General features: G+C 51.0%; 12 protein-coding genes, 1 tRNA gene and 1 pseudogene. 12 read left to right on the forward strand and 2 right to left on the reverse strand.

Going from position 1 to position 13,263, the window contains the following annotated elements; all coding sequences use genetic code 11:
* The first annotated feature begins 81 nt into the window (after positions 1-81).
* The 3 genes from ABYT30_RS08495 to ABYT30_RS08505 all read left to right on the forward strand — a co-directional run bounded on the left by ABYT30_RS08495 (position 82) and on the right by ABYT30_RS08505 (position 2,720).
* A tRNA-Asp gene (locus ABYT30_RS08495) sits at positions 82-158 on the forward strand.
* 211 nt (positions 159-369) lie between these two features.
* Entirely contained in the window at positions 370-1,776 is a 1,407-nt protein-coding gene (locus ABYT30_RS08500; protein ID WP_373081239.1) for a hypothetical protein, read from the forward strand.
* Positions 1,777-1,808: 32 nt separating this feature from the next.
* A complete protein-coding gene (locus ABYT30_RS08505; protein WP_373096004.1) occupies positions 1,809-2,720 on the forward strand; it encodes a 1-aminocyclopropane-1-carboxylate deaminase/D-cysteine desulfhydrase in 912 nt (303 codons plus the stop codon).
* On the opposite strand, the gene ABYT30_RS08510 is transcribed toward ABYT30_RS08505, so the two are convergent.
* Positions 2,686-3,567, reverse strand: a complete 882-nt coding sequence (locus ABYT30_RS08510) for a DUF1853 family protein (protein ID WP_373081261.1) — start codon at positions 3,565-3,567, stop codon at positions 2,686-2,688. The genes ABYT30_RS08505 and ABYT30_RS08510 overlap by 35 nt on opposite strands.
* Before the next feature lie 174 nt (positions 3,568-3,741).
* Between ABYT30_RS08510 and ABYT30_RS08515 the strand changes: the two genes are divergently transcribed.
* The 8 genes from ABYT30_RS08515 to ABYT30_RS08550 all read left to right on the forward strand — a co-directional run bounded on the left by ABYT30_RS08515 (position 3,742) and on the right by ABYT30_RS08550 (position 11,875).
* Positions 3,742-4,635 carry an NAD(+) kinase gene (locus ABYT30_RS08515; RefSeq protein ID WP_373081243.1) on the forward strand — a complete coding sequence of 298 codons (894 nt, stop codon included), beginning with the start codon at positions 3,742-3,744 and terminating at the stop codon, positions 4,633-4,635.
* Complete coding sequence (locus ABYT30_RS08520) at positions 4,622-5,488, forward strand: rhomboid family intramembrane serine protease (protein ID WP_373081245.1); 867 nt, start codon at positions 4,622-4,624, stop codon at positions 5,486-5,488. The genes ABYT30_RS08515 and ABYT30_RS08520 overlap by 14 nt, the downstream gene beginning before the upstream one ends.
* Positions 5,489-5,548: 60 nt before the next feature.
* Complete coding sequence (locus ABYT30_RS08525) at positions 5,549-5,821, forward strand: YeaC family protein (protein WP_373081247.1); 273 nt, start codon at positions 5,549-5,551, stop codon at positions 5,819-5,821.
* Between the two features lie 3 nt (positions 5,822-5,824).
* Positions 5,825-6,664: a DUF2797 domain-containing protein gene (locus ABYT30_RS08530; protein WP_373081248.1), complete on the forward strand. Its 840-nt coding sequence runs from the start codon at positions 5,825-5,827 to the stop codon at positions 6,662-6,664.
* Positions 6,665-6,682: 18 nt separating this feature from the next.
* On the forward strand, positions 6,683-9,352 hold the full coding sequence (pepN, locus tag ABYT30_RS08535; RefSeq protein ID WP_373096005.1) for an aminopeptidase N: 2,670 nt from the start codon (positions 6,683-6,685) through the stop codon (positions 9,350-9,352).
* A gap of 125 nt (positions 9,353-9,477) precedes the next feature.
* Entirely contained in the window at positions 9,478-10,107 is a 630-nt protein-coding gene (locus ABYT30_RS08540; RefSeq protein ID WP_373081251.1) for a phosphoadenosine phosphosulfate reductase family protein, read from the forward strand.
* Positions 10,108-10,187: 80 nt separating this feature from the next.
* On the forward strand, positions 10,188-11,213 hold the full coding sequence (locus tag ABYT30_RS08545; RefSeq protein ID WP_373096007.1) for a quinone-dependent dihydroorotate dehydrogenase: 1,026 nt from the start codon (positions 10,188-10,190) through the stop codon (positions 11,211-11,213).
* Positions 11,213-11,875, forward strand: a complete 663-nt coding sequence (locus tag ABYT30_RS08550; protein WP_373081253.1) for a MarC family protein — start codon at positions 11,213-11,215, stop codon at positions 11,873-11,875. Before ABYT30_RS08545 ends, ABYT30_RS08550 begins: the two co-directional genes overlap by 1 nt.
* A 24-nt stretch (positions 11,876-11,899) precedes the next feature.
* Here ABYT30_RS08550 and ABYT30_RS08555 read toward each other — a convergent pair whose 3' ends face one another.
* Entirely contained in the window at positions 11,900-12,742 is an 843-nt protein-coding gene (locus ABYT30_RS08555; protein ID WP_373096009.1) for an acetoacetate decarboxylase family protein, read from the reverse strand.
* Between the two features lie 155 nt (positions 12,743-12,897).
* On the opposite strand from ABYT30_RS08555, the pseudogene ABYT30_RS08560 reads away from it, so the two are divergent.
* Positions 12,898-13,263: pseudogene (locus ABYT30_RS08560) on the forward strand (AarF/ABC1/UbiB kinase family protein); the annotation flags it as partial.

Raw genomic sequence — 13,263 nt, forward strand, 5'->3', positions numbered from 1 at the left:
CGCCAACTTTTTTATTTAGACCTCCTTTTTTTATCTTGCCGTTCAATGCAGTCTGCATTGTTTGCGCTCGATGCTGTTTCTGGACCGGTAGTTCAGTTGGTTAGAATGCCGGCCTGTCACGCCGGAGGTCGCGGGTTCGAGTCCCGTCCGGTCCGCCAACTACATCACTAAGTCTTCCTGCTAAATCCTATTTTATCAGCCGCTAATACGTGCAATCACTGCATCAGCTTGTAGCGCTTCTGTGTGGTCTCACACAAAATGTTTAGTTTTGCTATCCGCCATCCTATAGTCTTCCTATAATGCTGTGTTATCGATCGTTGTCGCAATTAGTGCGTGCCGCGGGGTATTCAGCAAAGCTGGGAGGTTCGTTTGGGGGCATTAACCGAGGCAGTTGTTTTCTTTAAGGACGATAATGTCGTTAAAGAAATGTTTTTTGCTGAGTTTGAAGCGGTATTGGATGATGTCGTTGGGATTTTGGACTTTGCTGGCGACGAGGTGCGGGCGGCTTTTGTTCAGATCGATGACAGCCTTAAGATTTTAGGCGCTGTTTTTTTTAGCATTAGTTTTGATACCCGTGGGCGGGTAGCCGGTAATTGGAATATCCCGTTGCGGCATTTACTGGATCACGCCAGCTTCGGCCCAGATCTCGGCGCTGGGCCCATTAAGGTTGCTTGTCGCAGTGCTTGTCCTGTGGACTGGTATCGGCGCCAGCTATGGGACCCCGATATGAGTTCTGGGGGCACTTTCCAGCGCATGATTGCGGCTGCAGAGCGCAATCGCCTCGGTATCATTAGCGAGCTTGGTGGGCGGAGCGCACCGCAATCAGGTGTGGCAGATTTTTTTAAGCCCGCTGCTGGCGCTCAGCCCCAAGTTACCGCGACAAATACCTTGGCGAATACGTCGCTGCATCAAAAAACTGCGTCAGTTCCGCAAGTGCAGCCAGCTCCAGATGCCAATAATAGCCGCTTAGGCCCCGTTTTTAATCGTCGCTATCGCGCTAAATTAATTGCCTTGCGCAGTGCTGAAAAACTCAATTTGCTTACCCAGGCGGAGGCGTATCAAAGCCAGCTTGAGCGGCAGGGCGAAGAGTTGACCGTGCAGTTGCGTGAGCGAGAAGGGGTCATTAAGGCGCAGAAGGAGCATCTCGCTGAGTTGAATAAGCGCTTTAAAGAGGTAGATGCTGAGCTCGCCAGCCAGAAGCGACTAGTGCGGCAGAAAAGTGAAGAGATTGAGGCGCTGATGGAGCGCGGCGGTCGTGATCATAAGCAGCAGGTTGCGGTATTGCGCGCCGAGCATGCAGAGAATTTAGAGCGCCAATTAAAGGATCAGGCAATTAAGCTTGCTGAACCGTTACACGCGCGCGAACGCGAATTGTATTTACGCGCGAAAGAAATTGTTGAATTGCGCCGCGAGCTCAGCGTGTTACGAGAGCAGAACCGCGGCTTAATGTTAAGTGGTGATGATAAGCTGCTTCAAACAATGTCAGAAAAGGGTGTTGTATTTGTTGCCTACCATCCCGGCGTTGAGCACTTGGTGATATCGCAGGAAGAGATGCCGGGGTATTTAAATGACCCTCTGGCCTATGTGGCATCACGGTGTGACGTGCCTGACGGTCAATACCATGAGTGGTTGGCGCATTACCGCTTACCAATTTGTCGGCACAGGGATAGTAATGGTCAGTACTGTGGTGAGCCGATTCCGAAAATTATGCGGCCACGCTTGTTTCGTCCCGGGGAAAGTGACCGCTGCCATGATCATAGTGACTCACTGCGCTAATGTGCCGATCTGGATGATTGGGCGTAGTAAATATGCCGGACTTGATACAGCAAGTATTCGTTAAGGAAGGGGTAACCCTTGATGTTTTACGTCTCGATAAACTCAATGCCTTGGCGCCCGGTAATAAGTGGTTCAAACTGGTATTGAATTTAGCGGCTGCGCGAGCGGCAGGCGCCCAAACGATACTCAGCTTTGGCGGCGCGTTTTCAAATCACCTTCATGCAATGGCGGCGATTGCCCGTAGTCAAGGCTTGGCTGCGGTGGCCTGCGTGCGCGCGGATGCTGAACAAGCCCTAACGCCTACATTGCAAGATGTGGTCGCATGGGGTGTGGATTTACACTTTTTAAGTCGAAGTGAATATCGGCGTCGCCACGATCCCAGTTTTGTGGCTGAAATACTGTCTCAATATAAGCAGCCTTACTTAATTCCGGAGGGCGGTGCCAATGTCTTGGGCGCGCAAGGTTGTGGGGAGGTGGCCGCGCTCATTCCCGAAGGCGGGCGGGAGTATGATGTTGTGGCATTGGCCTGCGGTACCGGTACGACCTTGGCGGGGCTTTCTGCTCGGCTTGCAGATGGCGTTAAGCTTCTGGGGATTCCGGTGCTCAAGGCCGAGGCATATATGGCGGCAGATATTCAGCGCATGCAGCTCGCCCTTGGGCATCATCGGCGAAATTGGACGCTAGATCACCGTTTTCACGGCGGTGGGTACGCGCGCTTATCTGCCGATTTGCGCGATTTTATCCTGGCCTTTGAGGCGAGGCGCGGTATCCCGCTCGATCCGGTGTATACCGCTAAAATGATGTACGCGGTGACCAGTATGATCGATAAGTGTGAGTTTCCTGCCGGTTTTCGCGTATTGGCTATTCACACTGGCGGCTTGCAGGGGCGGCGTGGCTATCCAGAGTTAATTACAGCGCTTCCGGCCACTGGTTCGGGACAATAAAAAGCCGTTCTTGCTTGGCGTTAATCGCCATAATCGGGCGCTCGCTAGCCAATTCAATATGTTCAGGTTTCAAGTTGCTGGCGGTCTCGAATCGGCCTTCTAACCAGCCAGGTTTGGCAAGGTAGCGCCAAGCTAAATCGTCGTTGCTGCGAGCTTGGCTTGTGAATTCGCTGAGGGTTTCCCAGCGGCCACGTTGGTGCTCGGTGTTTAAGCTGTGATGGGATGCCTCTTTTTGGGTGCGATGAAAGAGTATGCCACTGACCTGTAATTGCTGCTGGAGCTCATCAACGCCATACTCCTGCAGAGCGGCGCGGCCGGCTTCGCACTGCGCTAGGGGCAGTTGGTGTTGGCTGAGGCGGGCGAGTTTGCGGTCGAGACGGTCGGCGCGATTAGGGCCAAACCAATGGCTGAGAGACGGTGATTGCTGTGTGATATTGAGGCCGAGAAAGAATTTTACTGCCAGCTCCAAATGAATTGCCTGTTGAGTGTGGTGGCAGTAATACAGTACATCAAATTCGCCGAGGGTCTTGCTGTCACTGCGCACTGGAATATTGTGAGCAATTAATTCAGTCGCGGGGTCTTCGCGTAAAAAGAAATGCCATAGGCTTTCAAATACTAAACCTAGTCGCTTGCTGTGGCAGTGCTGCTGCATGTATTGGCGCAGCGGCGTATCGTTACAATCAAGGCGATCAAGCCACTCGCGGCGTTGGTCGTTCAGCTTGAGTTGCGGCGCGGTCACTGTTGAATCACCACATTGCAAGTGAGTGATGAGGGGTGGGCTAAAACAGCTCCAGGCCAGCGCTGTGACTAAGGAGGAGCGGTACCGGTAGTGGTCGGTGAAAATAATACTTTCTCCAAGTGAAAATTAATGTAGGTGAGTGGCCGGTAGCAGCGAGTCACCATGCACTGTGGGGTGGTGTTTAGTTTGCATTAACGCGCTATTGTGTCTCAAACTTTCGCGTAGCGGTCATATTGGGCGTGCTTCTGTATAATAGCCGGCCAAGCATAAACAGTAGGTATTATGGAACAGTTTCGCAATATAGGTGTGATCGGTCGTGAAGGCAACGGCGTAGCAGAAACCCTGCGGCGCTTGATTGACTTTTTACAGCGCCGCGAACTCAATGTGGTGCTCGATGAGGCCGTTTCAGAGCTGCTGCCGGATCATGCACTGCGGGTTAGTACGCGGCGCATGATTGGCGAAGTCTGCGATCTGATTATAGTGGTGGGCGGTGACGGTAGCTTGCTGGGCGCGGCGCGCACTTTGGCGCGGCATAATGCCCCTGTATTGGGTGTGAATCGTGGGCGTCTTGGTTTTTTAACTGATATCTCCCCCGATGAAATCGAGACTCAAGTGGGTGCGGTGCTCGACGGCCATTATCGACTAGAAAAGCGCTTTCTTCTTGATGTTGAAGTGATCCGCGATGGCCAGCCTGTTGGCAAGGGCGATGCTCTAAACGACGTGGTACTTAACTCTGGTACCTCGGGGCATATGATGGAGTTTGAACTGTATGTCGACGGTGAATTTGTATACCGCCAGCGCTCGGACGGCTTAATTATCGCGACGCCGACCGGCTCCACGGCGTATTCACTGTCGGCGGGGGGGCCGATCATGCATCCTCGCTTAGACGCCATTGTTATCGTGCCGATGTTTCCCCATACGCTTAGTAGTCGGCCGATTGTGATTGACGGTAAAAGCGAAATCAAAATGGTGGTAGGTAAAAATAATGTGGTACAGCCGCCGGTGACCTGTGACGGCCAGTTGCGTATTACCACTCAGCCGGGTGATGTTATTTATGTACGCAAAAAACCCCATAAAATGCGTTTGGTGCACCCTTTAGATCACAGTTTTTACGCGAGCTGCCGCGATAAATTGGGCTGGGGTGGGCAGATTGGCAAAGAGGATGATGATGTCTGAATTCGTCGGTTTGCGTGTGCCTGCCACTGCTGATCTAGAAAAATTTTCCGCGCTGTTATGGCAGTTATCGCTACCGCACCGCATCAGCGAAGAGCGGGGCATGTTGGTGGTGTGGGTTGGTGCCGAGGCTCACGTTGCTCAGGTACAGGAGATATATCAGCGCTTAGAACGCGGTGACTTAGAAATACAGGCGGCGCCGGCGATCGGTGTCGCGAAAGTGCCTTCCATGTCGCACCGGAATTTAGCTTCTGCTCCTGTGGTGCTGGTATTGTTGCTGCTGAGTTTGGTGGGCAGCATTTTGCCTTATATAGACCGTAATTTTGAGATTCTGCCCTTTTTGAGTTTTTATCAATTGCAGGTGGTGGGGGGCGATTTACAGGGCGCTTGGCCCGTGGGTCAGTTGTGGCGTTTGATTACCCCGGCATTTTTACATTTTGGCCTTATGCATATCGTATTTAATGGCCTGTGGTTGTGGGAATTAGGGGGCATGATCGAGCGCCGCCAAGGCGCGGTGCGTATTCTAGGTTTGGTCTTACTAATTGCGGCCGGCTCCAACATCGCGCAGGCCATGACGGGCGTATCGCTATTTGGTGGTATGTCTGGCGTAATTTATGGCTTATTGGGTTATATCGTGGTGTGGAACCGCCTTAGAGCGGCAACGCCATTCCCCTTGGTCAAGGGCGTTGCCGTAGTGATGGTGGTTTGGTTACTAGTGTGTATGGCTGGTTTTACCGAGTTACTTGGCTTGGGCGCCGTGGCGAATACCGCGCACCTCAGTGGCTTGGTATTGGGATTGATCCTCGGATTGGCTGCAGCATTACTGGATCGTAAGCCTGAATCGGCCACTAGCTGATATACTGCGCCGCGTTTTGGTATGCGCGTCGTTTAAGAATGGGTTGGAAGAGAGTAAGTCATGGATTTTGAACAATTGGTCGACAATATTACCCCCGCGATCTACGAGGGGCTTAAACGCGCCGTTGAGATTGGCAAGTGGCCAGACGGTAGGGTATTGACCGTGGAACAGCGTGAGCATTGTATGGCCGGGGTTATTGCCTACGACCTGAAAACCCAGCATGAAACGGATCGCGTCGGTTATATTGATCGCGGCAAAAAGGCTGAGGGTGAGTTGTGCGGCGACGACCATGACCACGACGATGGCGACCAAATATTAAAGTGGGCGGAATAGGTCATGGCCAAGCTTGAAATGGCTGGTGCAGTAGCCAAAATGAAAACCCACTTAGAGGGTGATTCGGCGTATTACAGTATGCCGATTGGCGATCAGCTAGTGCCGATGAATGGGCTTATTGGCAAGACACTGGGCTTGCGCTTTCAGCAGCAAATTAATTGTGTTCACTGTGGTCGCTTAACTAAGAAAAGCTTTAATCAGGGGTATTGCTACCCCTGTTTTCAGCGTTTGGCGCAATGTGATATCTGTATTGTCAGCCCAGAAAAATGCCACTATGCGGCGGGCACCTGCCGAGAACCGGAGTGGGGCGAAAGCCACTGCATGATCGATCATGTAGTGTATTTAGCAAACTCGTCCGGGGTAAAAGTAGGCATTACCCGGGGTACTCAGGTGCCCACTCGATGGATTGATCAGGGTGCGGTCAGCGCGCTACCGATATTTCGGGTCAGCACGCGACTGCAGTCTGGGCTAGTTGAAACACTGTATAAAAGTCATGTTGCAGATAAGACCAGTTGGCAGGCAATGCTAAAGGGTTCGCCAGACAACGTCGATCTGTATGCGCGTCGCGATGCGCTTGCAGCGGAATGTGCCGATGATATTGCAGAGCTGCAGCAGCGTTTTGGAATCCAGGCGATTCAGGCGGTAACAGATGTTCCAGTACAGCATATTAAATACCCCGTGAGTGAATACCCAGTCAAAGTGAAATCTTTTAACTTGGATAAAATTCCAGAGATAGAAGGCACGTTGATGGGGATTAAGGGGCAGTACCTTATTTTTGACACCGGTGTGATTAATATTCGCAAATATGCCGGTTACCATATTGCATTAAGTAGTGAGTCTTAGGGGCTCAGGAGTTATTACATGCGCGACGCGCAGCCACGCACAATTTATTTAAGTGAATATCAAGTTCCAGAGTATCTTATTGATACTACTGAGTTGGTCTTTGAATTGGGTGAAGACAGCAGCCAAGTGTCGTCGCAATTGCATATTCGTCGTAATCCAGCGTCGAAGGCCGACAACGCGCCGCTGGCATTGCACGGCACTGAGCTAGAGTTAATTTCTCTGGCTATTGATGGTCGACGCCTTGATGCCAGTGAGTGGGTGCAAAGTGGCGAGGAATTACTAATCGCCAATGTGCCTGCAGAGTTTGTATTAAATTGCGAAACGCGTATTCGCCCCCAGGACAATACGTCGCTGGAAGGGCTTTATAAATCCAGCGGCATGTTCTGCACACAGTGCGAGGCCGAAGGCTTTCGTAAAATAACCTATTATCTTGACCGTCCCGATGTAATGTCGGTGTTCACCGTTGAAATAATCGCCGATGCTCAGCGTTATCCCGTATTACTGTCCAATGGGAACTTAAGTGCCGCCGAAGTTTTGGCGGATGGCCGTCATAAAACGATATGGCAGGACCCATTTCCCAAGCCAGCGTATTTGTTTGCCTTGGTTGCTGGCAAATTAACGTGTGTCGAAGACAGTTTCCGGACCATGAGTGGCCGTGACGTCGCCTTGAAAATCTATGTTGAAGATAAAGACGCTGATAAGTGTGATCACGCCATGGAATCCCTTAAAAATGCCATGCGCTGGGATGAAGACGTCTACGGGCGGGAGTACGACCTCGATATTTTCAATATCGTCGCGGTTGACGATTTTAATATGGGGGCCATGGAAAACAAGAGTCTCAATATTTTCAATACCTCTTGTGTGTTGGCGAAACCTGAGACTACCACTGATGCTGGCTTTCAGCGGGTAGAGGGGGTGGTTGCCCATGAGTATTTCCACAATTGGTCGGGTAATCGGGTGACATGTCGAGACTGGTTCCAGCTCAGTCTAAAGGAAGGCTTTACTGTCTTTAGAGATGCGGCCTTCTCTGCGGATATGGGGTCGCCAACAGTAAAGCGGGTTGAGGATGTCACCCTGCTGCGCACGGCACAATTTGCTGAAGATGCGGGGCCAATGGCTCACCCCATTCGCCCTGATTCGTTTATCGAAATTTCTAATTTTTACACGGTAACGGTGTATGAAAAGGGCGCTGAAGTTGTGCGCATGATTCATACTCTGCTGGGCCCTGAGCTATTTCGCAAGGGCAGCGATCTGTACTTTGAACGCCATGATGGTCAGGCCGTTACTTGCGAGGACTTTGTGGTTGCAATGGAAGACGCTAGCGGCGTTGACCTAGGGCAGTTCCGTAATTGGTACTCGCAAGCGGGGACACCGAAATTAACGGTGCGCGGACACTATGATGCCGCGGCACAAACCTACACTCTGGATGTGCAGCAATCCTGCCCGGCAACGCCAGGGCAAGCAAAAAAAGCGCCTTTTCACATTCCATTTGCCGTCGCCCTCTTGGGCGAGGCCGGTCAGCTTGCGCTACAAGTGGCTGGCGCTGAGCCAAATACTGAAACCGCAGATAACACGGAAATGGTGTTGAATGTAACGGAGCTTGAGCAGCGCTTTACCTTCACAGGTATTAAAGAGGAGCCCGTTCCAAGTTTGCTGCGGGGGTTTTCTGCGCCGGTAAAATTGGATTTTGCCTATAGCCCGCAGCAGTTGTTGCGTTTAATGCGCAGTGACAGCGATGGTTTTTGCCGCTGGGATGCCAGTCAGCAGCTTGGACTTGCTGAAATTCGCCAAGCGCTAGTTGAGATGGCCGCTGGACGGGAAGTTAGACCCGAACCGGCCTATTTGGACGCCTGCAGAGATTTACTACTTGATGAGCCCCTTGATGGCGCAATGGTTGCGATGATGTTGCAATTGCCCTCAGAAGCCTATTTGGCAGAGATTTTTCACCCGGTCGATGTGCTAGGCCTGCATCGCGCTCGCGAGGCGCTGCGCTTAGCCATTGCCAAGTCACTGCGCCCAGAATTACTGGCTTGTTACGCGCGCTGCGCTAGCAATGCACCTTATGCTGCCGATGCCGCGCAAATCGCCCAGCGTAGTTTAAAAAATACCGCCTTAGCATATCTAATGTTGCTGGATGATAAGGCCACGCATGATTTGGCCATTAGCCAATTTGAGCGCAGCGAGAATATGACCGACCGTTTGGCAGCACTCAATGCCTTGGTCAATAGCGCTGCGCCCTATAAAGCAGAAGCGCTGCAGCGTTTTTACCAAAACTGGCAACATGAGCCGCTGGTAATCAATCAATGGTTCCAAGTTCAGGCTATGTGCCGCGTGCCAGGTACTCTTGAAACGGTTCAGGCCTTGATGGCGCATCCGGCTTTTGATATTCGCAACCCCAATAAGGTTCGCGCATTAATAGGCGCTTTTTGTGGTCAAAATGGCGTAAATTTCCATCGCGAGGACGGTGCCGGTTATCGCTTTCTCGCGGACCAGGTCATTGTGCTTAATCGCAGTAATCCGCAAATCGCCTCGCGCTTGTTGGTGCCGTTGACCAAGTGGCGGAAATATTTGCCCGCTGCCCAGCAGTTAATGCGCGGAGAGTTGCAGCGCGTGTTGGCGCAGCCCGACTTGTCTAGTGACGTGTATGAGGTTGTCTCAAAAAGTCTGCAGGAGTACAGCGAGGAATAAGTATGCGTTTTGTTATAACCATATTCGCATTTGTTATAAGTATATGATTTTAAAGATTTTATTTATATTTATAGCCCCGCTGTGCTAAAGTCGTCGGCCAATTAACCTGTTAAATAGACAATATTATGGATCTTGATCTCGAGGCTTTAAATGCTACTCTGCGAAACGCTTCTGCTGAAGAAATTATTCGCTGGGCGGTGTCGTTGAATGAGCCGATTATGGCCTCGACTAGCTTTTCACCCAATGCTGCGGTGATGTTGAAATTGGTAACGGATGTGGCCCCAGAAATGCCCGTGGTATGGGCGGATAGTGGTTATAATGTGCCCGATGCATATCGGGTTGCGGAGCAGCTTATTAAATTGCTCAAACCGAATATTAAGCCCTATGTACCGCTGATTACTGCCGAGCATCGCAATGCCATTATGGGGGGGATTCCACACCCTGATGATAATCCCGAGTTGCATCGGGAGTTTACGCGGCAAGTGAAGTTGGAGCCCTTTAACCGCGCTTTTGCGGAATTGGCGCCAAAAATTTGGGTGACAGGCATTCGCAAGGAAGAAACTGAATTCCGGCAGAATCTTGATATTTTGTCCTGGGACGGCCGCGGTATTCTTAAGGTTGCACCTATTTTTTACTGGTCGGAGGCCGATGTGCAGGCTTTTATGAGCGAGCACAAATTGCCGAGCTGTAAACATTATTTTGATCCCACTAAGGTGGCAGAAAACCGTGAATGCGGTTTACACACGTCGGCGTAGCTTGAATTAGGGACGGGGGCGGGGCTGCTCCTTTTTCTTGGTCTTAAGCTTTATGCGGCTCTTTATATAAGGTTTTTCTCATGTACGCTGTTTTACGCCGCTTGTTATTTTGCTTGTCTCCCGAGCGCGCTCATCACGTTTCTTTAGCGCTCATCTCTTTTATAGAAAAATGCGGTTTAAGCCAATTACTCACTAAGCCTGTCGCCAGTAATCCTCGGAAAGTGATGGGTATCGAATTTCCCAATCCGGTTGGTCTAGCTGCGGGCTTGGACAAAGATGCCAAGCATATTAATGGGCTTGCCGCCTTGGGCTTTGGCTTTATTGAAGTGGGAACGGTGACGCCAGTCGCGCAGCCAGGTAACCCGCAGCCGCGTTTATTTCGGCTGCCTGAGGCCCAGGCGATTATTAATCGCATGGGTTTTAATAATCTGGGGCTTGAGCATTTACTAGATCAAGTTAAAAACAGCGGCTTTAACGGTGTGCTGGGTATTAATATCGGTAAAAACAAAGATACCCCTGCAGAGAATGCGGTTGATGACTATTTGCTTGGCCTGCGCGGAGTATACCCTTACGCCAGTTACATCACGGTTAATCTGTCTTCGCCCAATACCCCTGGGCTGCGTGATTTGCAGTTTGGGCAACCGTTAATCGATTTGCTGGCTGCCCTAAAGTCTGAGCAATTGAAATTGGCTAAAAGCCACGATAAGTATGTACCTATGGCTGTTAAAATTGCCCCTGATATGGCTGAAGAAGATATTCGTAAAGTCGCCGAGGTGTTTGTTGAGCAGGGAATTGATGGCGTTATTGCCACAAACACGACCATCGCTCGGGATGCCGTGGCCGGCTTACGTCACGGCAGCGAAATGGGCGGATTGAGTGGTGCACCGGTGCGGGAAAGCTCAACCCGGGTAATTCGAATATTGGCTGACGCGCTGCAAGGTCGGCTGCCTATTATAGGTGTTGGTGGCATTTGTGACGGAGCGTCGGCGGCGGAGAAAATTGCGGCCGGGGCTTCTCTCGTTCAAGTGTATACCGGCTTCATTTATCGCGGCCCAGCATTAATTGCTGAGGCGGCCGCCGCAATTGCTAAAATTGAGGCTGTTTAATGGTTTTGAGTAGCGCTGTTATCGAGGCCTTTAGTGTCTCGGTAACCACCTTTTTCGCGACTATTGGTCCCATAGATGTTGCTGCAATGTTTGCGGCACTGACGAGTGGCGTTTCGGCAAAAGAGCGCGCACGAACGGCGTTTCGTGGCGTGCTAATTGCTAGCGGTATACTGCTGGCTTTTGCCGTGTTGGGTGAGATGATACTCAATGCCTTGGGAATATCCCTTGCGGCTTTGCGCGCAGCAGGCGGTGTCTTGTTACTGCTGATTGGGATTGACTTGGTTACGGTAAAAGGCAGTGGCGCAACCACAACGACGACTGACGAGGATTTAGAGGCTGAGGAAAAGGCCGATATTGCCGTCTTCCCGCTAGCGACGCCGTTAATTGCTGGGCCTGGTGCTATTGGTGCGGTAATCCTACTAATGGCGCATGCCGAAGGTAACTTTCTTGAGCAGGGTGCTGTCGTTTTTGCTTTGCTGCTAGTGATGGCGATGACCTTGGGGTCGTTACTGTTGGCCAGTCGTTTGCAAAATTGGCTTGGTGTCACTGGAATGCACATGATTAGCCGAGTGTTTGGCGTATTGCTCTGTGCCTTGGCAATGCAGTTTTTGTTTGACGGTATTGCCCAAAGTGGCTTACTGGCGGGTTTAGCCGCCAGTTAAATAACACGGTATGTGCTGGGGTGTTTAGCGTTTAAATGGCTCCCCAATGGCGACGGCTTCTGGGCCGTCAAAGCGCATTTTGGCTTTGCTGATGGATAAGCTAAACAGCGGTTTTTTGGGAAGGCCGAGTTCCCGAAGTACCATTGCCAGTGGATGTTTTGCACCAATCTCAGGCATTTGGCCACCGAGTTTAAAACTGAGGCCGTCACCCTCGGTACTGCCAATGGTTTTCCAGGCTTGTTTATTACGAATTGCGAGCGATGGCGCTAATTGGGGTTTGGCTCGGGTTTTACCGCCAGTTGGGGCACTAATGCTGAAGACCGCTTCACCGTCATCATGAAATTGTGCAAATGCTATTTTAGGCCCAAAGTCGATCTCGACATGGCTAAGCCACTTTGGAAAGCCCCAGATAAAGCGACCTGCATGGGTGGTGAAGCCTTGGTTTACCGGCATGCGGTAGATAAAATTCGCGAGTTTTCCTTGCATCATTCGACTCAGTGCGCCGAAAAACGGTAGCGGTTTCGACTCGCCAGGGGTGGTCACGGGAAATACAATGGCGGCTTCATTGTAGTCGCCTAAATCGTTTTCTCGGTAGTCGACCGCAAGCAGTTGCATAAGCGCTTTGCCTGGGAATAGCTCGACAACCTTAAAGCCACTATCGGCAATGAGTGCTTGGGCTTTTGCGGCGTTGACGGTAAACGCGTTCATCAGCATGGCCGCGTTATTAACTGTGACGGGTAGAGTGACAGTGTGACCGTTGATTTGGTATTGCTGAGCGTTGATTTTACTGCAAAGGGAATCGCTTGTTAGATCTGGCTTATCACCGTCCACGGGCTGTTCAGTGTATAAGATGCGGGTATCCTGCATGAGTTTGGCTCCATTATTATTGGCGGATTAGTGCTGAGCAGACGATTTAAGTAATAGAAGTGTAACTTACAGCGCGACACTATCTGATTACAATGGTGTTAATTTGGTTGAAACGATTATTTTTTGGGCGATTGCCGGTAGGGGATTTAGGGAAAATGGCTAAAAAACAGTCCAGTAGTGTTAGGGATAAGGTGATGCAGGCCGCATCAAAGGCAAATTTCTTGAGCGCAGCTGCAGACACCTCGGGCCGCCGCATAAGTATTGCGGAATTCGGTCTCAGAGGGTCTTGGCGGGTATTACAGACGGCGTCGGCAGTGTCGCCACGGGCACTGAAGTGTCTTTTTCAGCGGCGTAAGCCAAGTCCCCGCGAGCTGCGAGAGCTCTTTGAGGACTTGGGCGCGACCTATATTAAATTTGGTCAGTTTATCGCAAGCTCACCGTCTATATTTCCGAAGGACTATGTCGATGAGTTTCAGCTCTGTCTAGATCAAACGCCATCGTTACCCTTTAGTAAAATAAAG

The organism is Zhongshania sp., from assembly GCF_041623545.1.
In the GTDB taxonomy this organism is placed as follows: domain Bacteria; phylum Pseudomonadota; class Gammaproteobacteria; order Pseudomonadales; family Spongiibacteraceae; genus Spongiibacter.

Bases quoted from the DNA above. Each gene is read 5' to 3' on its own strand.
- ABYT30_RS08555 (WP_373096009.1), bottom strand. From the start codon at position 12,742: ATGCAGGATACCCGCATCTTATACACTGAACAGCCCGTGGACGGTGAT.
- ABYT30_RS08550 (WP_373081253.1), top strand. From the start codon at position 11,213: ATGGTTTTGAGTAGCGCTGTTATCGAGGCCTTTAGTGTCTCGGTAACC.
- ABYT30_RS08525 (WP_373081247.1), top strand. From the start codon at position 5,549: ATGGATTTTGAACAATTGGTCGACAATATTACCCCCGCGATCTACGAG.
- ABYT30_RS08545 (WP_373096007.1), top strand. From the start codon at position 10,188: ATGTACGCTGTTTTACGCCGCTTGTTATTTTGCTTGTCTCCCGAGCGC.
- ABYT30_RS08540 (WP_373081251.1), top strand. From the start codon at position 9,478: ATGGATCTTGATCTCGAGGCTTTAAATGCTACTCTGCGAAACGCTTCT.
- ABYT30_RS08520 (WP_373081245.1), top strand. From the start codon at position 4,622: ATGATGATGTCTGAATTCGTCGGTTTGCGTGTGCCTGCCACTGCTGAT.
- ABYT30_RS08505 (WP_373096004.1), top strand. From the start codon at position 1,809: ATGCCGGACTTGATACAGCAAGTATTCGTTAAGGAAGGGGTAACCCTT.
- ABYT30_RS08530 (WP_373081248.1), top strand. From the start codon at position 5,825: ATGGCCAAGCTTGAAATGGCTGGTGCAGTAGCCAAAATGAAAACCCAC.
- pepN (WP_373096005.1), top strand. From the start codon at position 6,683: ATGCGCGACGCGCAGCCACGCACAATTTATTTAAGTGAATATCAAGTT.
- ABYT30_RS08515 (WP_373081243.1), top strand. From the start codon at position 3,742: ATGGAACAGTTTCGCAATATAGGTGTGATCGGTCGTGAAGGCAACGGC.